This is a genomic window from endosymbiont of Ridgeia piscesae, assembly GCF_001443665.1.
Lineage (GTDB): Bacteria > Pseudomonadota > Gammaproteobacteria > Chromatiales > Chromatiaceae > Endoriftia > Endoriftia persephonae.
In genome coordinates, this window is the sequence record NZ_KQ557137.1 from 36,312 (window position 1) to 60,685 (window position 24,374).

20 protein-coding genes are annotated in these 24,374 nt (G+C 61.8%); 6 read left to right on the top strand and 14 right to left on the bottom strand.

Translation table 11 applies throughout. The features are described from left to right. The first annotated feature begins 108 nt into the window (after positions 1-108). Positions 109-1,848 carry a lipid A export permease/ATP-binding protein MsbA gene (gene msbA / locus Ga0074115_RS11470; RefSeq protein ID WP_060528539.1) on the top strand — a complete coding sequence of 580 codons (1,740 nt, stop codon included), beginning with the start codon at positions 109-111 and terminating at the stop codon, positions 1,846-1,848. Here msbA and Ga0074115_RS11475 read toward each other — a convergent pair. The 10 genes from Ga0074115_RS11475 to Ga0074115_RS11520 all read right to left on the bottom strand — a co-directional run bounded on the left by Ga0074115_RS11475 (position 1,845) and on the right by Ga0074115_RS11520 (position 13,248). Then, on the bottom strand, positions 1,845-2,987 hold the full coding sequence (locus tag Ga0074115_RS11475; RefSeq protein ID WP_232433062.1) for a glycosyltransferase family 9 protein: 1,143 nt from the start codon (positions 2,985-2,987) through the stop codon (positions 1,845-1,847). The two genes, msbA and Ga0074115_RS11475, sit on opposite strands and share 4 nt — an antisense overlap. Continuing rightward, entirely contained in the window at positions 2,980-3,819 is an 840-nt protein-coding gene (locus Ga0074115_RS11480; RefSeq protein WP_232433063.1) for a glycosyltransferase family 2 protein, read from the bottom strand. The genes Ga0074115_RS11475 and Ga0074115_RS11480 overlap by 8 nt, the downstream gene beginning before the upstream one ends. Next, complete coding sequence (locus Ga0074115_RS17180) at positions 3,816-5,783, bottom strand: O-antigen ligase family protein (RefSeq protein WP_082626930.1); 1,968 nt, start codon at positions 5,781-5,783, stop codon at positions 3,816-3,818. Before Ga0074115_RS17180 ends, Ga0074115_RS11480 begins: the two co-directional genes overlap by 4 nt. Positions 5,784-5,788: 5 nt before the next feature. After that, the gene (locus tag Ga0074115_RS11490) at positions 5,789-6,655 is read right to left on the bottom strand and encodes a glycosyltransferase family protein (RefSeq protein WP_057957110.1); all 867 of its coding nucleotides are present in this window, start codon (positions 6,653-6,655) and stop codon (positions 5,789-5,791) included. A 13-nt stretch (positions 6,656-6,668) separates the two neighbouring features. Beyond that, the gene (gene waaC, locus Ga0074115_RS11495; protein WP_057957109.1) at positions 6,669-7,703 is read right to left on the bottom strand and encodes a lipopolysaccharide heptosyltransferase I; all 1,035 of its coding nucleotides are present in this window, start codon (positions 7,701-7,703) and stop codon (positions 6,669-6,671) included. Then, positions 7,700-8,722, bottom strand: coding sequence for a lipopolysaccharide heptosyltransferase II (gene waaF, locus Ga0074115_RS11500; RefSeq protein WP_060528540.1), 1,023 nt, complete (start codon positions 8,720-8,722; stop codon positions 7,700-7,702). The genes waaC and waaF overlap by 4 nt, the downstream gene beginning before the upstream one ends. A 15-nt stretch (positions 8,723-8,737) precedes the next feature. Continuing rightward, on the bottom strand, positions 8,738-8,926 hold the full coding sequence (locus tag Ga0074115_RS11505) for a zinc-finger domain-containing protein (RefSeq protein ID WP_057957108.1): 189 nt from the start codon (positions 8,924-8,926) through the stop codon (positions 8,738-8,740). A gap of 27 nt (positions 8,927-8,953) precedes the next feature. Next, complete coding sequence (locus tag Ga0074115_RS11510; RefSeq protein ID WP_060528546.1) at positions 8,954-9,877, bottom strand: branched-chain amino acid transaminase; 924 nt, start codon at positions 9,875-9,877, stop codon at positions 8,954-8,956. A gap of 23 nt (positions 9,878-9,900) precedes the next feature. Continuing rightward, the gene (gene glnE / locus Ga0074115_RS11515; RefSeq protein ID WP_060528541.1) at positions 9,901-12,747 is read right to left on the bottom strand and encodes a bifunctional [glutamate--ammonia ligase]-adenylyl-L-tyrosine phosphorylase/[glutamate--ammonia-ligase] adenylyltransferase; all 2,847 of its coding nucleotides are present in this window, start codon (positions 12,745-12,747) and stop codon (positions 9,901-9,903) included. An 84-nt stretch (positions 12,748-12,831) separates the two neighbouring features. Beyond that, on the bottom strand, positions 12,832-13,248 hold the full coding sequence (locus tag Ga0074115_RS11520; RefSeq protein WP_005960851.1) for a hypothetical protein: 417 nt from the start codon (positions 13,246-13,248) through the stop codon (positions 12,832-12,834). Between the two features lie 271 nt (positions 13,249-13,519). Here Ga0074115_RS11520 and Ga0074115_RS11525 point away from each other — a divergent pair, with 271 nt between their 5' ends. Both Ga0074115_RS11525 and Ga0074115_RS11530 read left to right on the top strand, forming a co-directional pair. Further along, entirely contained in the window at positions 13,520-15,565 is a 2,046-nt protein-coding gene (locus Ga0074115_RS11525) for a right-handed parallel beta-helix repeat-containing protein (RefSeq protein WP_087959774.1), read from the top strand. A 166-nt stretch (positions 15,566-15,731) separates the two neighbouring features. Further along, entirely contained in the window at positions 15,732-17,444 is a 1,713-nt protein-coding gene (locus Ga0074115_RS11530) for a right-handed parallel beta-helix repeat-containing protein (RefSeq protein WP_060528542.1), read from the top strand. A gap of 149 nt (positions 17,445-17,593) precedes the next feature. On the opposite strand, the gene groL is transcribed toward Ga0074115_RS11530, so the two are convergent. Both groL and groES read right to left on the bottom strand, forming a co-directional pair. Next, positions 17,594-19,249: a chaperonin GroEL gene (groL, locus tag Ga0074115_RS11535; RefSeq protein WP_060528543.1), complete on the bottom strand. Its 1,656-nt coding sequence runs from the start codon at positions 19,247-19,249 to the stop codon at positions 17,594-17,596. 81 nt (positions 19,250-19,330) lie between these two features. Next, entirely contained in the window at positions 19,331-19,621 is a 291-nt protein-coding gene (groES, locus tag Ga0074115_RS11540; RefSeq protein ID WP_005960857.1) for a co-chaperone GroES, read from the bottom strand. A 299-nt stretch (positions 19,622-19,920) separates the two neighbouring features. Between groES and Ga0074115_RS11545 the strand changes: the two genes are divergently transcribed. The 3 genes from Ga0074115_RS11545 to Ga0074115_RS11555 are packed head-to-tail and all read left to right on the top strand — an operon-like array spanning position 19,921 to position 22,525. Next, positions 19,921-20,751 carry an ABC transporter substrate-binding protein gene (locus Ga0074115_RS11545; RefSeq protein ID WP_057956951.1) on the top strand — a complete coding sequence of 277 codons (831 nt, stop codon included), beginning with the start codon at positions 19,921-19,923 and terminating at the stop codon, positions 20,749-20,751. Continuing rightward, on the top strand, positions 20,748-21,743 hold the full coding sequence (locus tag Ga0074115_RS11550) for a FecCD family ABC transporter permease (RefSeq protein ID WP_057956952.1): 996 nt from the start codon (positions 20,748-20,750) through the stop codon (positions 21,741-21,743). Before Ga0074115_RS11545 ends, Ga0074115_RS11550 begins: the two co-directional genes overlap by 4 nt. Continuing rightward, the gene (locus Ga0074115_RS11555; protein WP_057956953.1) at positions 21,740-22,525 is read left to right on the top strand and encodes an ABC transporter ATP-binding protein; all 786 of its coding nucleotides are present in this window, start codon (positions 21,740-21,742) and stop codon (positions 22,523-22,525) included. Before Ga0074115_RS11550 ends, Ga0074115_RS11555 begins: the two co-directional genes overlap by 4 nt. Before the next feature lie 6 nt (positions 22,526-22,531). On the opposite strand, the gene Ga0074115_RS16320 is transcribed toward Ga0074115_RS11555, so the two are convergent. Next, on the bottom strand, positions 22,532-23,881 hold the full coding sequence (locus Ga0074115_RS16320; protein ID WP_157292748.1) for a calcium-binding protein: 1,350 nt from the start codon (positions 23,879-23,881) through the stop codon (positions 22,532-22,534). After that, a complete protein-coding gene (locus Ga0074115_RS16325) occupies positions 23,874-24,203 on the bottom strand; it encodes a hypothetical protein (protein ID WP_157292750.1) in 330 nt (109 codons plus the stop codon). The genes Ga0074115_RS16320 and Ga0074115_RS16325 overlap by 8 nt, the downstream gene beginning before the upstream one ends. Positions 24,204-24,374 lie beyond the last annotated feature (171 nt).

Here is a 24,374-nt window from a genome sequence, read left to right on the forward strand (position 1 = left end):
CAGGAAAAGCGCGATCATAGCATGAGCACCGCGCCAACTGGTGATCACTAGGCCGCCCCGGTAGAATTGCCGACGGATTTCTTTACACCCCGCCAGGACCGAGCCCGCATGCCCAAACTCACCAGCAAGACCCTCTATCTGCGGCTGCTCGGCTACGTCAAACCCTACCGCCGGCTGTTTGCGCTCTCGATCTTCTTCACCGTGCTGCTGGCGCTCACCGAACCGATGCTGCCGGCACTGCTCAAACCACTGCTCGACGGCAGTTTCGTGGAGAAGGATCCGCAGACGATCCGTCTGATGCCGTTCGCCCTGGTCGGCGTGTTTCTGCTGCGCGCCCTCACCAGCTATGCCAGTACCATGACCATCAACGCGGTCTCGACCCGGGTGGTGATGGACCTGCGCAACCAGATCTTTGACAAGCTACTGTGCCTGCCCAACCGCTTCTATGATGACAACCCCACCGGCACCGTGCTCTCCAAGGTCACCTTCAACGTCGAGCAGGTGGCCGCCGCCTCCACTGAGGTACTGATCGTGCTGGTGCGCGACTCGGTGGCGGTGCTCGGGCTGGTCGGCTACATGCTCTGGCTCAACTGGCGACTGACCCTGGTGGTGTTCCTGCTGGCGCCGATCATCGTGCTCATCGTGCGCCTGATCAGCAAGCGTCTACGCCGCCTCAGCCACTCGATCCAGAGCTCGATGGGGGAGATGACCCATGTGCTGGAGGAGGCGATCCAGGGCAACCAGGTGATCAAACTGTTCGGTGGCCAGGCCTACGAGTCGGGCCGTTTCCGCGAGATCAGCAACTGGGTGCGGCGCTACCACATGAAACGCGTCGCCGCCGCCTCGATCAGCTCACCCGCCGGCCAGATGGTAATGGTGCTGGGACTCGCCGGGATGCTCTATTTTGCCTCGATCCAATCGCTCAACGACCAGCTCAGCGTCGGCTCCTTTGTCTCCTTCATCGCCGCCATTGTGATGCTGCTGTCACCGCTGAAAAAGCTGATCCGCATCAACGAGCAACTACAGCAGGGGCTGGCGGCGGCAGAGAGTGTGTTTGACCTGGTCGATGAGCCGAGCGAGGCAGACCAGGGGCAGCGACCGATCGAACGCCTCAGCGGCCAGATCCACTTTGAGAGGATCCACTTCAGCTACCAGGGCGCAAGTGAGCCGGCCCTGCGCGACATCGACCTGAAGATCGCGACCGGCGAGACCGTTGCCCTAGTCGGCCCCTCCGGCAGTGGCAAGAGCACCCTGGCGAGCCTGCTGCCGCGTTTCTATGAGCTGAATCAGGGCCGGATTCTGCTCGACGGCATCGACTGCCGTGAGATGCCACTGGCACAGCTGCGCAACAACATCGCCCTGGTGAGCCAGGATGTCACCCTGTTCAACGACACGGTAGAGGCCAACATCGCCTACGGGTTGATGCGCGGCACCCCCCGCGACAAGGTGCTGGAGGCGGCCCGCGCCGCCCACGCCATCGAGTTCATCGAACAGATGCCAGACGGCATCGAGACCCTGATCGGCGAAGATGGCACCCGCCTCTCCGGCGGCCAGCGCCAACGCCTCGCCATCGCCCGCGCGCTGCTCAAGGATGCGCCGATCCTGATCCTCGACGAGGCCACCTCGGCACTCGACAACGAATCGGAGCGCTACATCCAGGAGGCACTGCAGACCCTCACACAGAACCGCACCACTCTGATCATCGCCCACCGCCTCTCTACCATCGAGAGCGCCGACCGGATCCTGGTGATGGAGCAGGGCCGCATCATCGAGCAGGGCGACCACACCAGCCTGATGGCCCGCAACGGGGTCTATCGCACACTTTACGACACCCAGTTCGCCAGTTAGTCGAGGATCAACTCACCAACCAGCAGCGCATCCACTGCGGCGATTACCCGCTGCGCCGGCAGCTGATCAAGGCAAAGGCTAGCACTGCCCTTGTGACGCTCGCACCCCTCCTCCCGGCAGGGCACGCAGGCCTCCGCATAGTGCGGCTGCAGCAGGCTCACATTGGCCACCCGCTGCGCTGTTTCGGAATACATCTTGAATGGCGGCTGAGTATCGGCATAACCGCTCGGCCAGGGGCCCCACTTGACCGGGTTGCTCGGACCGAACAGCGCCAGAGTTGGCGTACCGCAGGCGGCAGCCAAGTGGGTCAGGGCGGTATCCGGGCCGACAAACAATGATGCGTGACGCATCAATGCCGCCAGCTCGCCGAAGCCAAAGCCCGCCGGGATTGCCAACGCCGACTCCGGCAGCGTTGCCGCCAGTCGCTCGCAGAAGCTACGCTCCTCCGGGTCTGGCCCGCCGGTGATCAGCAGTTTCAGACCACGCCCAGCAAGATGCGTGAGCAGCGCCTGCCAGCCCGCCTCGGTCCAGCGCTTGTAGCGCCACATGGGAAAAGGATGGAGCAGCACAAACGCATGTCGGCCAAGGAATCCGCCCAGCTCACCGAAGGGGTCACTCGCAGCGACGGGCGGTACCAGCTGGTGCAGCGGCGCGATGCCCAGCACCCGCGCCAGCATCAGATTCTGCTCAACGGTGTGGGTCTGGACATTATCGAGCAGGGCCCAGCCCTGGTTGATCCAGCGTTTCCAACGGCTCTTGGGCAGCAGGTCAGGGATTAGGCTGAGCCGCCTGGGCGCTGCCAGGAACGCATAGACATTCGGCCGATCCCCCGCCAGCGTCGAGACTGCCAGCTCGTAGCGGCGAAAGATACGCCGCCACAGCGCCCGGTACTGGGCGAAGTCGGGGTGCTCCTCGATCTCGATCACCTGATTCAGATCGGGATTGCCCTGCAGCATCTGGCCCTTGTTTTTGTAGACCAAGACATCGATCACCGCCTCCGGCCAGGCACGGCGCATCGAACGCAACAGCGGCGTCGCCAGCAGCACATCGCCGATCTGCCGGGTAGCGATCAGCAGCACTCGCTTAGGTGGTTTAGTGAGAGGCCGCTGCAGCGGCTTGAATGCAGGCAGCTCAGCCACCACCCACCTCCAGCGTCGGATTCAGGTAACGACTCACCCCCTGCTCGGCATAGGCACTGCGCTCACCCAATAGGGTTGCCTCCAGCCGCTGGCGGTTCTGCGTCTCCATGGCACGGGGATTCTCGATATGCCAGAGATGCAACACTGGCAGGGCAAAACGGCCATCCTTGTGATAGTGGCCACTGGCGATCAGCCGTGCCGCCAGATCAGCATCCTCATGTCCCCAGCCCTGGAACGACTCATCGAACCCGTTCACTGCGAGAAAATCCTCCTGCCAGAGTGCCAGATTACAGCTCCGCGCCCCCTGCCAGCGCCGTGCCCAGCGTTTGCGGAAGCGCGCCTCACCGATCCGCAGCAGCGGTAGCAGGCGATTGACCCCGCCGCTAAGGCGGGCGGTGAGCCACTGCCTGGCGCTCCAGTCCGGCGGCCAGAGCTCGCCGTCGAGCACCCGCCGACTGAGGCTGGAATTCAGCAGCAGGCGGTTGCCGGCGACAAACCAGCCCGGCTCGGCGAGGCCCAGCTGGCGCTCGACAAAATGGGGGAAGGCGATGCAGTCGTGGTCGAGAAAGATCAGATAGTCGCCGCTGGCTCGGGCCACTGCACGGTTACGGATCGCCGCCGCACGAAACCCCTGATCCGGCTGCCAGACGTGATGCAGCGGACAGGGCGCGCTCACTGCCAGCTGCGCGATCTGCTCACGGGTCTGAGGCCCTGAGCCATCATCGGCGACGATGATCTCATCCGGCAGCCGGCTCTGCCGAAACAGGCTCTGCACAACACAGGCGAGCGCCTCCGGCCACTGGTAGCTGGTGACGATCAGGCTCACTCTCACCGACGCCGCCCCAGGTAATAGAGTTTGAGGTATTTGTAGTAGACCCCCTCGGCATTGGAGATCGCCAGCATCAACCCCTCGCGGCCATCGAGAAAGCCGGCACGCAAGATATAACCGCGCAGGAAGCTCCAGAGACCACGCAGCAGCGCCTTGCCGACCCCACCCCGCTTGCCCTGTTGCAGCATCCGCTCGGCGCTGGCGCTGGAGTAACGGTTGACCTTCTCCAGCACCTGCTCCAGGTTGTCGAAACTCTGGTGGGTAAGCGGGTTCTCCAGACGCCCCGCTGGTGGCACGAACAGCAGACGTTCATGGACCAGATCATCGCTGAAGCGCGCCTTGCCGCGACGGAACAGCCGTGCCACATAGTCGGGCCACCAGCCACCGTGGCGCATCTGCCGGCCACAGTAGGAGGAGAGCCGAGGAATCTTGTAGACTGCCGGGGTCTCATCAGCCAACACCAGCAGTTGGTGGATCTCCGCCTGCAGCGCCTCGGGCACCTGCTCATCCGCATCAATCGACAGCACCCAGTCGCCACTGGCCTTGTCGAGCACTCGGTTTTTCTGCACGCCAAAGCCTTGCCAGTCGCGGTTCACAAACACCTTGTCGGTGTATTCTCGACAGATCGCCAGAGTCTCGTCACTACTGCCGGAGTCGAGCACCAGGATCTCGTCGGCCCAGCTCACCGACTCCAGGCAGGCACGGATCCGCGCCGCCTCGTTACGGGTGATGATGATCACGCTGAGGGAGGCGGGCGTACCCTCGCACAGCGCCTGGGCGGTGGCCTCTCTGGTCCTGGCAAACAGGATCCCGGCAAGGATCACATAGAACTTGCCCTCACCATGGTCCATCAGGAAGGAGTTAAAGAGGCAGCCCAACGCCATCGCCAACACCAGCGCCTGAGCCGGCCTCCGCTGTTCCGGCCGCATCAAACCGGCAAAACGCCACTGCAGTAGAAAAAACAGCAACAGTGCGCCCATCCCCAGTAGCCCCAGCTGCACCCCCAGATTGAGATATTCGTTATGGGGATTGTCGGTCAGCGGCACCCCCTTGGCGTTGGCGTGCTGCTGGTACTCGTGGATAAAGCTGCCGGTACCGGTACCGATCAGGGGATGCTTCAGGATCAGTTCGATGGAGTTTTCATAGTAGGAGAGGCGCAGACCGGTGGAGCTCTCTGCTGCCCCTCCCTCAAAGTAACTGCTGGCATTATCCAGCAGCGCCTGCATCCGTGGCCGAAAACCGTCGGAAAACTGCATCGCCGCAGCTCCCAGCGCCAGTGTCAACAGCGCTCCGACCAACAGGCCGCGCCAGCGCCAATGGTGCCAGGTAGCCAACACCACCATCACAAACAACACCAGCTGCCCGGTGCGCCCCGGCACCATCACCAGGATGTTGTAGAGCATCAGCAGCAAGATGCCGCCCCACAATAGGCGCCGGGCAGGCTGACGCATAAACAGATCGAACACCAGATAGGCAGTGAAGGCCATAAAGAAGTTGTGCGCGATACGCCCCTTGAATGGCGCAAACTCCTGCTCTGGCTTGCCCTCCGGCCAGAACCCCAGTAGCTGCGCATAGGAGAGCAGCAGCACCAACAGCATCGCCAGCACAAAAGCCATCAACGCCCGCTGCTGCCATTTTGGCTCATTCAACACCGACACTAGCAGCGCGATATAGATCAGCTTGTGATAGGCGCCCCAACCTTCAAGCGCCTCACCAAGGCCCACACTCGAATAGCTCACCCCCAGACCCAACAGGGCAAACAGCCCCAACGCCATCAGCGCCACCGGATTCTGCCGAACCCGCTGCCACTTGTTGGCGAAGTCGCCGCCAGCGATCCAGAACAGCAGGAATAGCCCCATCGTGATACCCACCCAGGCGGTGGGCAGCGGGATGGCAAAGGCCGCCGCCACCACCATCCCGCGGGCCAGCTCATCGCTCTGCTGCTGCCATTGGGGGCGTGCGCTCATCTACCTCAATCCCTGACCAGCTTGTAGTGCTTCTTGCTCAACTCCAGCCCGAACCAGCGCTCCAGGCGCATCGCCCGACGGTGTTTTAGTTCGCGGCGGGTTGGCCGGTAGTCAGGATCAGGGACAAAGCTCTGCTGCGCATCCCGCGCCAGCCAGTCGGCCATCACCGCCGGGTGAGCTCCCTGAAACCGCGCCAGCGCCTGAGGGTCAATGGCGTAGCCTTCAAACTTAGGCGGCTGATGGCCCCAGTAGCGACTCACCTGATTGATCTTCTCGCGCATCCGCTCGCTGCTGCGCACATGGCCGTAGTGGTAGATCGGCGCATTCGCCAACGCAGCCCGCGGATAGCGGCCCTGCTTGTTTCGATCCATCACCACAAAAAACAGCCCATCGGGGGAGTAGCTGCGAATCGAGTTGCGGATGATCCGCGGTGCGCGCCGATACCAGCCCGGACTGACTGCCAGCCACTCCGGGCTGCCGTAGAAGTGGTGGTAGTCGAACACCAGCGCCTCCACCTCCGGGTCATCCAGGTGACGCTGCATGCTGGCGAGGATGCTATCCAGATCATCCTCATGCAGCACCTCATCCCCCTCCAGATAGAAGGCCCAGTCGCCACTGCAATTGAAGTGCGCGATCATCTTCTGCTGGGCATAGACATAGCCGCGGTCCTGCATCGCCTCGTTCCACTGAGTATCGATGATACGGATCTTGTCGCTGCCGATCGCCTCGATCTGCTCACGGGTACCGTCATCACTCTGCCCCACCGCCACCACAAACTCGTCGCAGATCGGCAACACTGAACGAATGCTCTCGATGAAGGGATAGCCCAACAGCACGCCGTTGCGCAGAAAGGTAAAGCCGCTGACTCGCATGGTCACTCTTCGCTCACTCTGGATCAGGAAGCGACTGTGCCATGTTCGCCTGCAGTTGCGCAAAGACCTGCGGCGGCGGCAGGGTTTGAAAGCAGAGCGGCTCGCCCAGATCCGACAGCGGGCAGCGGCGCCTCAGACAGGGTGCACACTTCATCGCCGCCTGGAGATTCTGTTGGCGCGCGCCAATCAACCCGGTCAGGCCCGCTGCGGTGGGACCAAACAGCACGACGCTTGGCACCCCCAATGCCCCAGCCAGATGGGCCAGGCCGGTATCGACCGAGACCACCCCAGCCGCTCCGGCGAGCAACGCCGCCAATTCACTCAGCTGTAGGCGCGGCATCAGCTTGGCGCTGGCGCTACTCTTGACCAGGCGCAGGCCACGCTCCCGCTCCGCCGGGCTGCCCCAGGAGAGCTGCACCTTAAAACCCGCCTCGGCGGCCAACCCGATCAGCTCCCGCCACTGGGCCTCGGGGTAGTGTTTGCTCTGCCAGGTGGTGCCGTGCAGAAAGAAGAGGTAGGGCGGTGCTGCGGGATCGGCCTGCTGAAAGCGCGAGACGATGCCAAAATCGGCCGCGCTCTCTGGCAGAGGATAGCCAAGGGCGGCAGCAAATAGCTGGCGCAGCCGGGCTACCGCGTGTTGCCCCTTGGCTACGCTGAAACAGCGGTCGTAGCCGAGGAAGGCGAGAGGCTCCCGCGCCGAATCAACATCCAGGCCGACCACCTCACCCCGCGCCTGCACTGCCAGCAGGGCGCTCTTCAGCAACCCCTGAGCATCGATCACCAGATCATACTCGCGCTCACGCAAGAGCGTGCGGAAGCGCCGCCACTCGCCACTGCGCCAGGCCTTGAGCGGCGCTTTACGCCAGCGCCGCAGCGCCACCGGGATCACCTGCTCCACCGCCGGGTGCCAGGCGGGGATCTCGCCGAAGCCCTCCTCCACCAGCCAGTCGAAGCGGATACCGGGGATCGCCCGCTGCGCATCGCTGAGCGCCGGCAAGCTGTGGATCAGATCTCCCAGGGAGGAGGTCTTGACCAGCAGCACCCTCATCGGGGCAGCGCCTCCAGCGCATCGATCACCGACTCTGCCGGCAGCCTGTTCAGGCAGTCGAGATGGCCTTTTGGGCATTCACGCTGAAAGCAGGGGCTACAGTCGAGGCCCAACCGCACCACCTTGGAACGGGAATTCAGCGGCGGCGTGAAACCGGGGTCGGTGGAGCCATAGACCGCCACCAGACGGCGATCCAACGCGGCTGCGACATGCATCAACCCAGAGTCGTTGCTCACCACCGCATCGGCCAGGGAGAGCAGATCCACCGCCTGCGCCAGGGTGGTACGCCCGGCCAGATCGACACAGGCCCCGTCGCTCAACCGATCGATCTCGGCGCAAACAGGCTGATCCTTGTCGGACCCAAACAGCCAGACCTGCCAGCCCTGGGAGAGATAGTGGTTGGCCAACTCCGCATAGTGGGCCTCGGGCCAGCGCTTGGAGGGACCAAACTCGGCACCAGGGCAGAGCGCCAGCAGTGGCCGTTCGCCTTTCTTCAGTCCCAGCGCCTGCAGCGCCCGCTGGCGCTCGGCGGGGTCGACCTGCAACGCCGGGGGCTCAATCTCCGGCAGCTCACGCTCCCCGGCGGGCTGGGCCAGCGCCACGAAGCGCTGCACCGTCATACGCCAGTGCTGTTTGTCGAGCCGACGGGCATCGTTAAGCAGGCCGTAGCGCAGCTCACCGATCCAACCGGTGCGTAGAGGGATCCTGGCCCAGAAGGGGACCAGCGCCGATTTGAGGGAGTTGGGGAGGAGGATCGCCTGAGAGTAACCACGATTGCGCAGCGAACGGCCGAGCCGCCAACGCTCAGCCAGACCGAGCCGGCCATGGCCGAGCGGCATCTCGATCGCCGCATCCACCTCTGGCATGCGTGCCAGCAGTGGCTTGCTCCAACCGGGGGCGAGCACCTCGACAGATGCTTCGGGAGCGCGCCGTTTCAGCGCCTTGAACAGGCTCTGAGCCATCACCATATCGCCGGCCCAGGAGGGGCCGACCACCAGAATGGGGGAAGCTGAGCCCAAACCGATGGCGCTGAATCAGTCGTCCAGCTGGTAGCTTGCGCCACAGTAGGGACAGACCGCGCTGCCCGTCTTCTCGATCGGCAGGTAGACCCGCGGATGCATAGCCGCCAGCGACGCGCTTTGGGGCGGGCAGCTCAGCGGCAGCTCGCTACGCTTGACCTTGATCACTTCCTGCCCGACAGGGCGTGCGTTGAATTCAGACATGGGATCTTCCTCTGGAAAAGCAGCGGGTTAGACGTACGCCAGCCACTCGGGGCGGGTCTCGCGGCGGCCGTGGACCTGGTCGAAGTACATCTTCTGCAGCCGCTCGGTGATCGGGCCGCGACTACCGGAACCGATCTGGCGGTTGTCGACCTCGCGGATCGGTGTCACCTCGGCGGCTGTGCCGGTGAAGAAGGCCTCGTCGGCGATGTAGATCTCGTCGCGGGTAATGCGACGCTCCACTACCGGCACGCCGATCTCGCCGGCCAGCTCGATCACCGTCTTGCGGGTGATGCCGTCCAGTGCGGAGGTCAGATCGGGGGTGTGCAGAACGCCGTCGCGGACGATGAAGATGTTCTCGCCGGAGCCCTCCATGACAAAACCGTTGGCATCCAGCAGCAGCGCCTCGTCGTAGCCATCGTGCAGCGCCTCCTGCAGCGCCATCATCGAGTTCATGTAGTTGCCATTGGCCTTGGCCCGACACATGGTGGCGTTGACGTGGTGACGGGTAAAAGAGCTGACGCGGATGCGGATGCCCTTGTTGATGCCGTCATCGCCCAGATAAGCGCCCCACTCCCAGGCAGCGACCATCACATGCACCTTGAGATTGTCGGCGCGCAGCCCCATGCCCTCGGAGCCATAAAAACACATCGGACGGACATAGGCGGAATCCAGATTATTTTCGCGCACCGCCGCCCGCTGCGCCGCGTTAAGGGTGTCGCGATCGAAGGGCATCCGCATCCCCAGGATATGGGCGGAGTTGAACAGCCGTTCGGTGTGCTCCTCAAGCCGGAAAATGGCGGTGCCCTGTTCAGCGTGGTAGGCCCGCACCCCTTCGAACACGCCCATGCCGTAGTGCAGGGTGTGGGTCAGTACGTGGGTCTTTGCCTCGCGCCAAGGCACCATCTCACCGTCAAGCCAGATGACCCCATCGCGATCCGCCATTGTTCCTATCATCAACTACGCCTCGAATGCTTCTACTCTGCCATCAGGTCGGCCCACGCCTCCCTGACCATGGCGCGCTCTTCTGTCAGCTGATCATCGACGATCAGCGCCGCTTGATCCTGGAGCGCGTTGCGGTGATAGACCGCACGGAAAACCTTGTAGGCGCCAGTCATCAACTCCGCGGTGTCGCCGGCCAGCAGACCAAGCCGCGACAACGTCTCCAGCAACCGGACATTGTCGGTCCACTCCAGCAGTTCGGGGTGTTGATGCGCCCACCGAAGGACCGCATATTGAACCATAAATTCAATATCGACGATACCGCCCCGCCCCTGCTTCAGATCGAACTGGGCGGCACTGCTTTTATCCAGGCTCTGGCGCATCTTCTCGCGCATTTCCAGCACCTCGGCGCGCAGCCGCTGCACCTCCCGCGGCTGGCCGAGGATATGCCGACGAACCGCCTCAAAGCGTGCCTTCGCCTTCGGGTCACCGGCCACCGGGCGGGCGCGAATCAGCGCTTGGTGCTCCCAGGTCCAGGCCTTCTCCTGCTGATAACTCTCGAAGGTCCGCATCGAGCTGACCATCATCCCGGAGTTGCCGTTGGGCCGCAGCCGCATGTCCACCTCGTAGAGGATGCCGGAGGGGGTGCGGGTGGTGAAGAGGTGGATCATGCGCTGCGCCAGGCGCGCATAGAAAACCTCCACCGGGATCGACTTTGCGCCGTCGGTCTCGGCAAACTGATCGTCGATGGCGTGCAGAAAGAGCATATCGAGATCGGAACTGTAGCCCAGCTCGATGCCGCCGAGCTTGCCGTAGCCGATCACCACGAAGCTGCTCTCGCCGGCCGCCAGCCCCTTCGGTGCTCCGTAGCGTTGCACCATCACAGCCCAGGCCTGCTCGACCACCCGCACGATGCTGGTCTCGGCGATCTCGGTCAGATAGTCGCTGACCACCATCAGCGGAACCTGTCCCGTGATATCCGCCGCCGCCACCCGCAGCATGTTGCTCTGGGTAAACTGGCGCAGCCGCTCCATCTGCTGCTCCAAATCGTCCTTCTCGATCCCGGCGAGCTGGACCTCCAGCTCCTGCTCCAGCTCCCGGCGCTTGAGCGGCGAGTAGAGCCGACGCGGATCGAGCAGCTCATCCAGCAGGATCGGATGTCGTGACAACAGCCGGGTGATCCAGGGGCTGACGCCACTCAGCCGCACCAGCTGCGACAGCCCCAGCGGGCTCTCCACCAACAGCGCCAGATAGGCGGTGCGGCGCACGATCGACTCGAGCAGATCAAGCAGCCGTTGCAGGGTCTGATCCGGATTCTCCTGCTGCCCCGCCGCCTCCAGCAGCAACGGCATCAGCTCGCCGAGGCGGGCGCGACCGCGCGTGCCCAGGCCACGACAGGCGGCACAGCCGTGAAACCGCTGCAGCCGCCGGTGGGTCTCGACCACCTCGTTGAAGCCAGCCTCGGCCAGCGCCGCCTGGGCCTCCTCCGGCTCCATACTCTCGTCCCAGACGCCGCTCAGCGGCTGGCTGTCGCTCTCTACCTCGGCCTGCGGCGCGGCAAATACCTTGTCGAAATGGCCCTGCACCCGCTGCCGATGGCGCGCCAGCGCCGCGGCAAACGGCTCCCAGCTGTCGAAGCCCATGGCCCGGGCCAAACGCAGCCGCAACCCTTCATCCGTTGGCAGCAGGTGGGTCTGGCGGTCCGCCCAGGCCTGGATACGGTTCTCCACCAAACGCAAGAACGCATAGGCCTCAGCCAGCTCACGCACCACATATTCGGGCAGGTACTCTTTCTGCTGCAGCCGCTTCAGCACCGATAGGATTGGCCGGATCTGCAGCTCGGAATCCCGCCCGCCGCGGATCAACTGAAACGCCTGGCCGATGAACTCGATCTCGCGGATGCCGCCAGCCCCCAGCTTGATGTTGGCGTCCATACCCTTCTTGTGCAGCTCGGCGCTGATCATGCGCTTCATCTTACGCAGCGACTCGATGGCGCCAAAGTCGAGGTAGCGACGGTAGACAAACGGGCGCAGTAGCGCCATCAATACCTCACCCGCCGCCGGATCACCCGCCACCAAACGCGCCTTGATCATGGCGTAGCGCTCCCACTCCCGCGCCTGGGAGTGGTAGTAGTTCTCCATGGCATCAAAGTGCATCGCCAGCGGACCAACACTGCCAAAGGGACGCAGGCGGGTGTCGACGCGGAATACAAAACCGTCTGGGTTGACGGTATCGAGCGCCTGCACCAGACGCTGGCAGAGGCGAATGAAGAACTGCTCGTTGCTGCGCGGCCGCGGGCCATCGGTCTCGCCTGGCTCCGGGTAAGCAAAGATCAGATCGATATCGGAGGAGAGATTGAGTTCGCGTGCGCCCAGCTTACCCATGCCGAGCACCAGCAAGGACTGGGCCTCGCCTGCGGCGTTGCGCGGCGTACCCATCTCCCGGCAGGTCCAATCGTAGAGCAGCACCAGACTCTGCTGGATGGTGATGTCGGCCAGTTCGGAGAGGTCTTCCAGGGTCTCACCCAGCGGCGCCCAACCGGCAATGTCGCGGCAGATGATGCGCACCATCTGCTGGCGGCGGAACTGGCGCAGGATCTTGTGCAGGGCGGTTTCGTCGCTGGCATCCGCCAGTCGCCCTGCTAGCTGACCTGCCATCTCGCCAGCGGTGTAGCTCGACTGCAGCTGACCACTATTAAGCAGCCCCGGCAGCAGCCCCGGATCCCGCTTGCAACTCTGCGCCACATAACCGCTCGCCCCCCAGACCCGCTTCAGGTCTGCCACCAGGGCTGCAGTATCGGGCACCCGCTCGCCGGCATCGGCCAGCGTCTCGCACCAGGCGGACCACTCCACCTCCACACTCTCGGCAATTGCGTCGGACATACCAGTCCCTAATTTGGCCACTCTGGGGAAAGAGGGAACAGCTTACTGCCCTACCATGAGCGACTCAATCAGACTGATGATCGGTTATGGAACGAGCTGCACCCCATGCTGCATCAGCCAGTCTCGGTCGAGTTCCCAACTCACCCGTTCGACCGCCGGGTCGGCCAGCACCATGTCTCGGGCTTTGGTCTGGATTCGCGCCAGCTCACGCTGTGCCTGCTGAAAGCGCGGGCCGCTGGTCTGGCGGGATGTGAGATCGTCAAACAGTAGGTGCAGAATCCGCTCCACCGGAACCTCAGTGGAGCGCGGCGTACTCATCACCGCCTTGCGTCCATCGAGCCGTACCACCCGGAAACGGTAGCTGAAGCTATTCAGCTCCGGATCAGCTGCGAGACGCTGGTTCAATTCGCTGACTTTCGGGCTTTCATAGCCGAACAACAGCGCCAGACCGAGCACCAGCAAAACCAAAAAGACCACGTAGTTGCGAGTTCCTCTGTCCATCTCTCTTCACCAACAGGTAATACGGGTTACTAATGGTAACAACGCCATAGCCACCACGACTTTGCGAATCCGCAAACACCGCCATTCAACGCCGCACAATCCCCCTCGTGGCGGACCGGGTTCCCACCCAGGCCGAAAGCGGTTCACATTTTGTAAGATTTCCCGACAGTCAGGCGCTCCTGCCCACCAGGATTGCGAAGCAGGCAAGGACTTTGTTTCCCGCAACCCCCTATTCTAGCCCGCAACATCAGCAATCTCAGAAAGGCCGTTCATGAACAACCGCAACCTGCTACTTCTGCTTCTCTCCACTTCACTTTCGGGGCTACTGCTCTCCGCCTGTGACGACAGCAGTACAGTGGTAAGCAGCACCACTGCCAACACCAGTAGCAGTTCAAGCGGCAGTTCTAGCGGTAGTTCGATCGCCATCAGCACTACCACAGGTTTCACCTCTGACACTGGCAGCAGCGATTTAGGTTCAACCACCACCTCGACCACAACCGCCAACCGGGCACCCGAAATCTCCGGCACCCCGCCGAGCCGCATCGAGGAGAACAGCAGCTACAGCTTTACTTCGGCGGCCAGCGACCCGGATGGCGATCCCCTGACCTTCAGCGTCAGCGGCCTGCCGGCTTGGGCCCGCTTCGATGCTGCCACCGGCACCATCAGCGGCTCCCCGCATGCAGGTGATCTCGGCCATCATAGCGGCATTCGGGTGCATGTCAGCGACGGCACCCACCAGGTCTCACTGCCGGCGTTTGAGATTACCGTGGATCAGGCCGCAGTCATCGCTACCGGTAACCGCCTCTTCGTCGATAACCAGATCAGCAGCTCAAGCTGCAACGACTACGCCCCCGAGAGCCGCAGCTGTGGCGGCGGCAGCGACACCGTCTATGTGCGCGAGGGCCGCTTTAAAGAGCAGCTGAAGGTGCGCAACTCCGGCACTGAAGGCAACTTTGTCACCTTCCGCAACTACCAGTCGGAGACGGTCACCATCACCGGCGCCACGCTGGCCCCGGCGATCGACCTGACCGACCGGGAGTATGTGGTGATCCAGGGCTTCAATGTGGACAAGGTCGGACGCTGGCTCTACTTCCTCGAGGCCCACAACAACATCGTGCGCGACAACCACTTCAGCCAGGCCTATGACTCGGCCGGCTCCAAGGCGGGCATCTTCTTCTTCCACGCCAGCCACAACCGTTTCATCAACAACACCCTGGAAGATAACGAGGACGATGCACTCTCGCTGGTCGATTCGGAGCGCAATCTGGTGGAGGGCAACAGTATCATCAACGCCTTCCACTCCCTGTGGGATATCCGCTGCGGCAACTACAACGTACTGCGCAACAACTACTTCTACAACGAACGGCAGAAGGATGGCGAAGTCTACGACTGCGACGGCCAAGTCAAGACCTACAAATACAATGCCACCAAGCGCAACCTGATCGAGGGCAACGAGTTCGACTACACAGCCAACTCCGGCAACAAGTCGCCCTTTTCTGGCATCCAGTATGGCGGCCAGGACGGCATCATCCGCCACAACCGCTTCCACGACACCACCGGCCCCGCCCTTCGCCTGGCACTCTACGGCACCGAGGCCAACCATGTCACCGGCAACCGGGTCTATCAGAACGTTATGCACAGCTCCGACTTTGCCGGCGTCTGGATCCAACCGAAGCACAGCGTGAGCGACAACATCTTCAAGAACAACATCCTCGGCGGCAGCAGCTTCGTCAACAACGACAACCGCTGGAGCTGGTGGAACAATGAATTGAAAGGCGAACCGGTGCAGCTCTACCTGAGCCGCGATTCAGGCTACCTGTTCGACACCAACGCCTTTGCCCACGCCAACCCCGATCAGCCCTACCTAATCACCTACGGCAACGGCTTTCGCGAATCCGGCATCGATCCACAACGTTCTGTCGCTTGGTGGAACAGCAACGAACCCGGCAAGTTCCGCAATAATATGGTTGCGCAGCCGGCGTTTGTTGACGACGGGGGGCGTGACTTCCACCTCAAGGCAGGCAGTCCGATGATCGATGCCGGTACTTTTCTCACCCGGACCGCCAGCGCCGGCAGCGGCACCACCATGCGGGTCACGGATGCCGCCTACTTCTACGACGGCTTCGGCATCCCCGGCGAACGGGGCGACGAGATCCAACTGGAGGGGGAGAGCACCACCGCAACCATCCTGGCGGTGGACTACGCCAGCAACACCCTGACCCTCGACCGCTCTCTGAGCTGGAGCAGCGGTCAGGGGGTGAGCCTAAAGTACAACGGCAATGCACCGGATATCGGCGCCTTCGAGTCCGAAGGCTAGATCCTGCCAATGGGGCGCCAACCCAATACTGACGGCGGGCATGGCCCGCCTTATACAGCTGCCAAACAGTCGGCCACTCCACCAGGCGTTCGAACAAAACAAGGATTTCCTTTTCCTCCAAGCCCTACAATAGAGTGTCACCTCAGCACTCTCAGAAAGGGCATTCATGGACAACCGCAACCTGCTTCCTCTGCTTCTCTCCATTTCGCTTTCGGGGCTGACGTCCTCCGCCTATAGCGGTAACCCCAACCCATCCACACCGCCCATACTTGGGATCAGTGCGGACCAGACAACGGCCATCAGCAACGGCAACCGCCTGTTCGTCGACAACCAGATCGGCAAGTCGAGCTGCACCGACTACACTCCGGAGAGCCGCAGCTGTAGCGGCGGCAGCGACACCGCCTATAACTCCTTCGGCGGCGCAAGCAGAGCGGCCCATGCCGGCGACACCGTCTATGTCCGCGAGGGCCGCTTCAAGGAGCAGCTGAAGGTGCGCAACTCCGGCACTGAGGGCAACTTTGTCACCTTCCGCAACTACCAGTTGGAGACGGTCATCATCACCGGTAAAAAGCTGAAGCCGGCGATCGACCTGAGCAACCGGGAATATGTAGTGATCCAAGGCTTCAATGTCGAGAAGGTAGGACGCTGGCTCTACTTCCTGGAGGCCCACAACAACATCGTGCGCGACAACCACTTCAGCCAGGCCTACGACAGGGCCGGCTCCAAGTCAGGCATCTTCTTCTTCCACGCCAGCCACAACCGCTTCATCAACAACACCCTGAAAAGCAACGCGGACGACGCACTCTCGCTGGTCGACTCAGAGCGCAACCTGGTAGAGGGCAACTCCATCCACAACGCCCACCATGCGCTGTGGGATATCCGCTGTGGCAACTACAACGTGCTACGCAACAACTACTTCTACAATGAGCGGCAGAAGGGCGGCGAGGTCTACGACTGCGATGGTCAGGTAAAGACGCGCAAGTATGACGCCACCCGGCGCAACCTGATCGAGGCCAACGAGTTCGCCTACACCGCCAACTCCGGCAACAAGTCCCCCTTCTCCGGCATCCAGTACGCCGGTCAGCAGGGGATCATCCGCCACAACCGCTTCCACGACACCACCGGCCCCGGCCTGCGCATGGCGCTCTACGGCAAGGAGGCCCGGCACAACTGGGGCAACCGGGTCTACAACAACCTGTTCTACGGCTCCCAGTTCGCCGGCATCTGGCTACAGCGCAGCCGCAAAGGCGGCCAGTTCGAAGACAACCGTTTCAAGAACAACCTGCTCGGCGGCAGCCGCTTCGTCAACAACGACCGCCGCTGGGACTGGTGGAACCAGACCCTCAAGGGCAAGCCGGTGCAGCTCTACCTCGACCGCCGCGACGGCTACCGGTTCGACCACACCGCCTTCGTCAGCGCCACCGGCGATAGCCCCTACCTGGCGATCTACGGCAACGGCAACCGCGGCCCGGAGAAGCCTCAGCTGACCATCGCCCAGATGAACGCCCAGGAGCCAAATTTTCAGCACGGCCTGATGATCGCCGACGCCCGCTTCATCGACCCGGCCAACCACGACTACCGCCTGCGGGAGGACAGCCCGCTGATCGATGCCGGTACTTTTCTCACCCAGACCAGCAGCCCCGGCAGCGGCACCGAGATGAAGGTGAAAGATGCCGCCTATTTCTACGACGGCTTCGGCATCCCCGGCGAACAGGGCGACCAGATCCAGCTCGATGGCGATACCCAAAGCGCACGGATCATCAGCATCGACTACGCGACAAACGCCCTGCGCCTCGACCAGCCCCTCAGCTGGCGCAAGGATCAAGGGGTGAGCCTGAAATACAACGGCAAGGCACCGGATATCGGTGCATACGAATAGGGCGTCCCCACGGGCGCCAACCCAACGCTGCCGGCGGGCACAGCCCGCCCTATAATCTGCCGTTTACGGCACGAGCGGTGCTACAGGCACAAAAAAGCCCCGCAGCTTTCGCTGCGGGGCTTCTCCAGACTAAGGCTGGATGGGGGGGCTTACATCATGCCGCCCATGCCTCCCATTCCGCCCATACCACCCATGCCGCCCATATCGGGTGCAGCAGCTAGCTCATCCTTTGCCTCTTCGGCCACCATGCACTCGGTGGTGATCATCAGACCAGCCACGGAGGCGGCATTCTGCAGCGCGAAACGAGTCACCTTGGTGGGATCGAGGATACCCATCTCGATCATGTCACCGTAGGTGTCGTTAGCGGCGTTGAAGCCGAAGTTACCTTCGCCCTCGCCCACCTTGTTCAGCACCACTGACGGCTCGCCACCAGCGTTGGCAACGATCTGGCGCAGCGGCTCTTCCATGGAGCGGCAGGCGATGGTGATGCCCACATCCTGATCATGGTTGTCGCCCTTGAGCGCCTTGACCGCCTGCAGAGCACGTACCAGGGCAACACCGCCGCCGGGCACCACACCCTCTTCCACCGCGGCACGGGTGGCGTGCAGGGCGTCTTCGACGCGAGCCTTCTTCTCTTTCATCTCGACCTCGGTGGCAGCACCAACCTTGATCACGGCCACACCGCCGGCCAGCTTGGCGACACGCTCCTGCAGCTTCTCGCGGTCGTAGTCGGAGCTGGTCTCTTCGATCTGAGCGCGGATCTGCTCGACCCGGGCCTTGATGTCGTTCTCGGCGCCGGCGCCATCGATGAGGGTGGTCTCGTCCTTGGTGATGACGATCTTCTTGGCGGTGCCCAGCTCGCTCAGGCCAGCCTTCTCCAGGCTCAGACCCACCTCTTCAGAGATCACGGTGCCACCGGTGAGGATCGCAATATCCTGCAGCATCGCCTTGCGGCGATCACCAAAACCGGGGGCCTTGACGGCGGCAACCTTGACGATGCCGCGGAGGTTGTTAACGACCAGGGTCGCCAGTGCCTCACCATCCACATCTTCGGCGACGATCAACAGCGGCTTGCCCGCTTTGGCCACACCTTCCAGCACCGGGAGCAGGTCGCGAATGTTGGAGATCTTCTTGTCGTGCAGCAGCACGTAGGGGTCTTCCAACTCGGCGGTCATGCTCTGCTGGTTGTTGACGAAGTAGGGGGAGAGGTAGCCGCGGTCGAACTGCATGCCTTCTACCACATCCAGCTCGTTGTCGAGGGCGGAACCCTCTTCCACAGTGATCACGCCTTCCTTGCCCACCTTCTGCATCGCCTCGGCGATGATGTTGCCGATGTTCTCATCGGAGTTGGCGGAGATGGTACCGACCTGGGCGATCTCTTTGTCGTCAGAGCAGGGTCTGGAGATCGACTTCAGCTCCTTGACTGCGGCAGAGACAGCGCTATCGACACCGCGCTTCAGGTCCATCGGGTTCATCCCGGCGGCAACCGCCTTCAGACCTTCGCGAACGATCGCCTGGGCCAGTACGGTGGCAGTGGTGGTGCCGTCACCGGCCACGTCGGAGGTCTGGGAGGAGACCTCTTTCACCATCTGCGCACCCATGTTTTCGAACTTGTCGGAGAGTTCGATCTCTTTGGCGACAGAAACGCCATCTTTGGTCACGGTGGGGGCGCCGTAAGACTTCTCAAACACCACGTTGCGGCCTTTGGGGCCGAGGGTGGTCTTGACGGCATTGGCGAGGATATTGACGCCATTCATCATGCGGACGCGGGCGTCATCACCGAACTTAACTTCTTTTGCGGACATTGAGTAGTTCCTTGATTAAAGATTGATAGGGGAGCGTGGAGCGGCCGCCAGCGGCGCTCGACACGTGCCTGATAGCTGGCTTTAGCCTTCGATGACACCCATGATGTCTTCTTCGCGCATCACCAGTACCTCTTCACCATCGACCTTGACCTCGGTGCCGGAGTATTTACCAAACAGCACCTTGTCGCCGACCTTCACATCCAGCGGGGTGACCTCGCCATTGTTGTTGATCTTGCCTTTGCCAACCGCAAGGATCTCGCCCTGCATGGGCTTTTCGGTGGCAGCATCGGGCAGCACGATACCGCCAGGGCTAGTGCGCTCTTCTTCCATACGACGAACGATCACACGATCGTGCAACGGACGAATATTCATCGAGTGTATTCTCCTGATTGGGTTTCAATGGTTGGATTTCTAATTATCCGAGGCAAGCGCTGTTAGCACTCGCCTCGACTGAGTGCTAATAATAGGGACAAAAAACGGAGAGTCAAGGGAACAAGTCCAGCATTGGCCGCGACTGGCAAAACCACTCATCCGGCGGGCGGGAGCCGTGGATGGATCTGGGCACTTGGACAAACAATACAGCGGCTCAAGGGCGATCGGTTATGATACCAGCCTCACCCACTTGCGCGGCACTCGGCAGAAATCTCTGACTCCCTAACGACCGATATCCATTGCACCAATCAGCCCCCTTCACCACCCTGCTCTGGCTGCTGCTGACAGTCTGTACCTACGCCTTTGGCGCAGCGCCCGAGCGGGTGGTTTCGATCAATCTCTGCAGCGACCAGCTGCTGGTGCTGCTGGCCGAGCCGGAGCAGATCGCCTCGGTGAGCCACCTGGCCAGTCGCCCGGAAAACTCCTTTGTCGCCGAGGCAGCCAAGCAACTGCCGCAAAACCATGCACGCATCGAAGAACTGCTCACGCTACGCCCCGATCTGCTCCTCGCCAGCCCCTACAGCGATCCGCACCTGCTACAGGCGCTGCGCCGCTTCGGTCTGCGGGTGGAGGTGATCCCGACAGCCAATGACCTGGCGGCGATCCAACAGAACATTCAAAAGATGGGGCAACTGCTCGGCCAGCAGGCACGCGCGCAGCAGATGATCGACGAGATGCAGCAACGGCTGGCGGACCTCGATATCAGTCACGATGGCGCCCCCCCCGGCGCCATCTTTTATCAACCCCGCGGATACACCGCCGGACTCGGCACTCTGCAGCACAGCGCCCTGCTGCTGGCCGGCTGGCGCAACCTGGCAGCGAAAGCGGACATTAAAGGCTTTCAGCCCATCGATCTGGAGCGCCTGCTGCTGGCACAGCCCAAACGCATCTTCACCTCACCGGTCTCCAGCGAGCATGCATCCCGTGCCGAACGCCTGTTGCAGCACCCCGCGCTCCGCGCCCTGCGCCCGGAGGAGCCGTTTGCGGTGGTCGATTTCAAACACTGGATCTGTGGTGGGCCGATGTTTGTCGATGCGGTAGAGGCTCTCCACCGGGAGCGACAACTGTGAACGCCAATCTCCAACCAGAGAAACGCTGGCTGCTGCCACTGCTGGCGGCCAGCAGCGGGCTGCTGTTTCTGCTCTCCCTCACCATCGGCGCACAATCGATCCCCCTCAGCCAAGCCCTCGCCGAGATGGTCACGGATCAGGGCGGAGTCTATGGCCTGATCCTCACCGAGGTGCGCCTGCCACGCAGCCTGATCGCGCTGGTCGCCGGCGCCACTCTGGGGCTCTGCGGCGCCGCCATGCAGGGGCTGCTGCGCAATCCACTGGCCAGCCCCGGCCTGATCGGCAGCGCCAGTGGCGCGGCGCTCGGCGCGGTAGTGCTGCTCTATTTCGGCCTCTCCAGCATCTTCCCGCTGGGCGGCATCGTCGGGGCGCTGGCGGCGACCGGGCTAGTCTGGCTGCTGGCGGGGCGTAGCGCCAGCATCCTCACCCTGATCCTTGCCGGGATGGCGGTCAACGCGCTGGCACTGGCGCTGATCTCGCTGCTGCTCAACCTCGCCCCCAGCCCCTATGCGGTGCAGGAGATCGTGCTCTGGATGATGGGCTCGCTGGCCAACACCAGCCTTGACGACCTCTGGCTGCTGTTGCCCGGCACCCTGCTCGGCTGGCTGCTGCTGGCGGGCAGCGGGCGCGGCCTGGATGCGCTGACCCTGGGCGAGGAGACCGCCCACTCTCTCGGCATCGACCTCCAGCGACTGCGCTGGCGGCTGTTCATCGCGGTGGCGCTGGCGGTGGGCTCAGCGGTCTCGGTCACCGGCAGCATCGGTTTTGTTGGGCTGGTGGTGCCCCACCTGCTGCGGCCGCTGGTGGGCCATCAACCGGGCCGCCTGCTCGCTGCCAGCGCCTTTGGCGGCGCGATCCTGCTACTGCTGGCCGACATCGCGGTGCGGCTGCTGCCGACACAGACGGAGCTGAAGGTAGGGGTGGTCACCTCCTTGGTCGGCGCCCCCTTCTTTCTGCACCTGATCCTGAAGAGCCGGAGTGAGACCCCATGAGGCGACTGGAGGCAACCGGGCTGGTCTTCAAACGAGCTAGTCGAGAGATCCTGCAGGGCATCAACTGCCATCTTGATACTGGCGAGCTGGTCGGCATCATCGGTCCCAACGGCGCCGGCAAGAGCACCCTACTGAGGCTGCTAGCCGGGCTGCTGCAGGCCGATGCCGGACAGGTTTGGATCGACCATGAGGTGCTGAGCCAGATCGCCCCCCGGCAGCGAGCTCGGACGATTGGCTATCTCCCCCAGGAGAGCCCGGCCCACTGGCCGATCAGCGTTGAGCGGTTGGTCACCCTCGGCCGCCTGCCCCACCTGGCGCCCTGGCAGCCCCCCGCCGAGGCCGACCGCCAGGCGGTGGAACGGGCGCTGCGGCAGACCGAGCTGCAGGCGCTGCGTCATCGACCAGTAGACCAGCTCTCCGGCGGCGAGCGGGCGCGGGTGATGATCGCCCGCATGCTCGCCGGCGAGCCGCCGATCCTGCTCGCCGACGAGCCGGTCGCCTCCCTCGACCCGGCCCACCAACTCGACATCATGCAACTGTTCGCCGACCACTGCAGCAATGGCGGCAGCGCCGCGCTGGTACTGCACGACCTGCGCCTCGCCGCCCACTACTGCCAACGGCTGCTGTTAATCGATGCGGGCAGATTGGTGGCCGATGGAGCGCCAGAGCAGGTGTTGAGCGCGGCGAATCTGTTGCGGGTGTTTCAGCTCAGGCCACTGACTGGGGAGACAGCCTTCTCTATCGGCTGGACCAAGGCCGACGCCCTTGGTCCAGACCGATAGGTGAGATCAGGCCGCCTCCCAAGCAGCTGCAATCACAGGCTGCAGCTGATCCTCCCTCTGCCCTCCAAAGGTCAACTCAGATCCAGCCGGCGGGGAAAATGCCGCCATCGCCTTCACCAGTTGCTCCACCCGCGTGTGTTCAAGTACGCCATCTGCCGTCTCGATTCGACCAACATGGTAGGCGTCACCTCGGTACCAACCGCTCACTCTAATAGAACCTGAGTCTCCAAACAGGTCGATCAGCAGGTCATTGCTGCCATCACTTCGTGTGAATTCACCATCTGCAACCAGGTGATTTAGATTACCCAGCGGGATATCGGTCTTCTTGCCATTTGTACCCAGCGAGTCGACCCCCAACTCTTCCTGGGATTTCAGCTCGTTATCCTGGGACACACCATCCTGGTTGAGATCCTGCCAGACGCGCAGCTTTAAATAGACTGAGTCTGAGGCATCGATCTTGCCATCACCGTTTGAATCTTGTTGCGCCAATGCCTCAAATCCATCGCTGGCTTTTGATCCATCACTCAGGAGTGTGTTGTCGCCAAACAGCTCACGACCTGAATCGATCAGGCCATTTCCGTTCCGATCCAGCACCAACCAGCCGTCATCAGCATCTAACCAGCCGGTCCCTGTTTTGATGCGATCGGCATTGTGATCAAAGGTGACCAGATTATTCCAGCCCCAGAAGCGGCTTGTTTCTAGGCCATCACCATCGAGGTCAAGGGCGAGTGGGTCGTTGTTACGAACACCCTTACCGCGGAGAAAATTATGGGCAACGTCATTATCAATATCTGGCCAATAGGCATCAATCAGCTCTCCTACTGCAAGAGAACCCACCCATATAGCCCCCGCAACTGCATATGCAGGCCATGCTCCCGCTAAAGACATGGTAACCAATGCCCCTATCACTATTCCGGAACCGATTTTCGCGAGCTCCTTTAGCACCTCATTGCTTTTCCCATCCTGATATGCCTCAGCAAGTGAAGCAGCATCCAGCGCAAGTCCATAAGCCCCCATCTTTCCTGCGAATGGTTTTAATGCCGAATCCATCTTCTTCCAAAAAGCATCCACCGAACCCGAGTTTCTAGCCTCGTCCGCCCAGCCTCCTGCCTGCTTTGCAGCAGCATCCCATACAGCCCTTTTTGCACCTGCCCCGCTTCCTGAACGATTTGCCATATTTTTAGCTGATCGCTCAAACGCCCTCGCTGTAGCCTCTGCATCTAGATGTGCAGAATCAATCCCATTTCGCAGATCCTTTTGAGACATATATCCCATCATATATGTCGTAGCATCCTTCATATATGTCGCCAAATCATTCACATATTCTCCATATGCATACCCTTGATCATCATTCATCATTCTCACTCCTTGATTTCATCTCATTACGAATCTTTTGATGGGCAAAAATTCCAGCAATAAAAGTGCAAAGTAACGCCTGACAAAAACCCACATGCATAGCAAGCCCAAGTTTTGTTCGCGTCATCAATCGTCCCACCACATCATTGACTCCACGCCCCTTAAAAACCCCATCTGGACCAGGATCACCTAATAACCACACCCCTAAATACACCATTAAAATTACACCCAAGAATAAAAGCCACTGAAGCGAAACAACCTTTTTTTCAAGATTTTTTCGCCGCACCTCATTACACAGGAACAATTCATTTCTATATTTCACAAACATCAGGAGACAGAACGGAAAGCAAAGCCACATAATTGAAGATGCAACCAGACTCACATTGGGAAACGATGAATATTAATCGTTCCGAAAGTATTGGCAGTGTATACTGCTTTCCATGGCTACGATAAAAGAACAGCGTGATCAGAAAAGGAAAGATGTAGTGGAGGC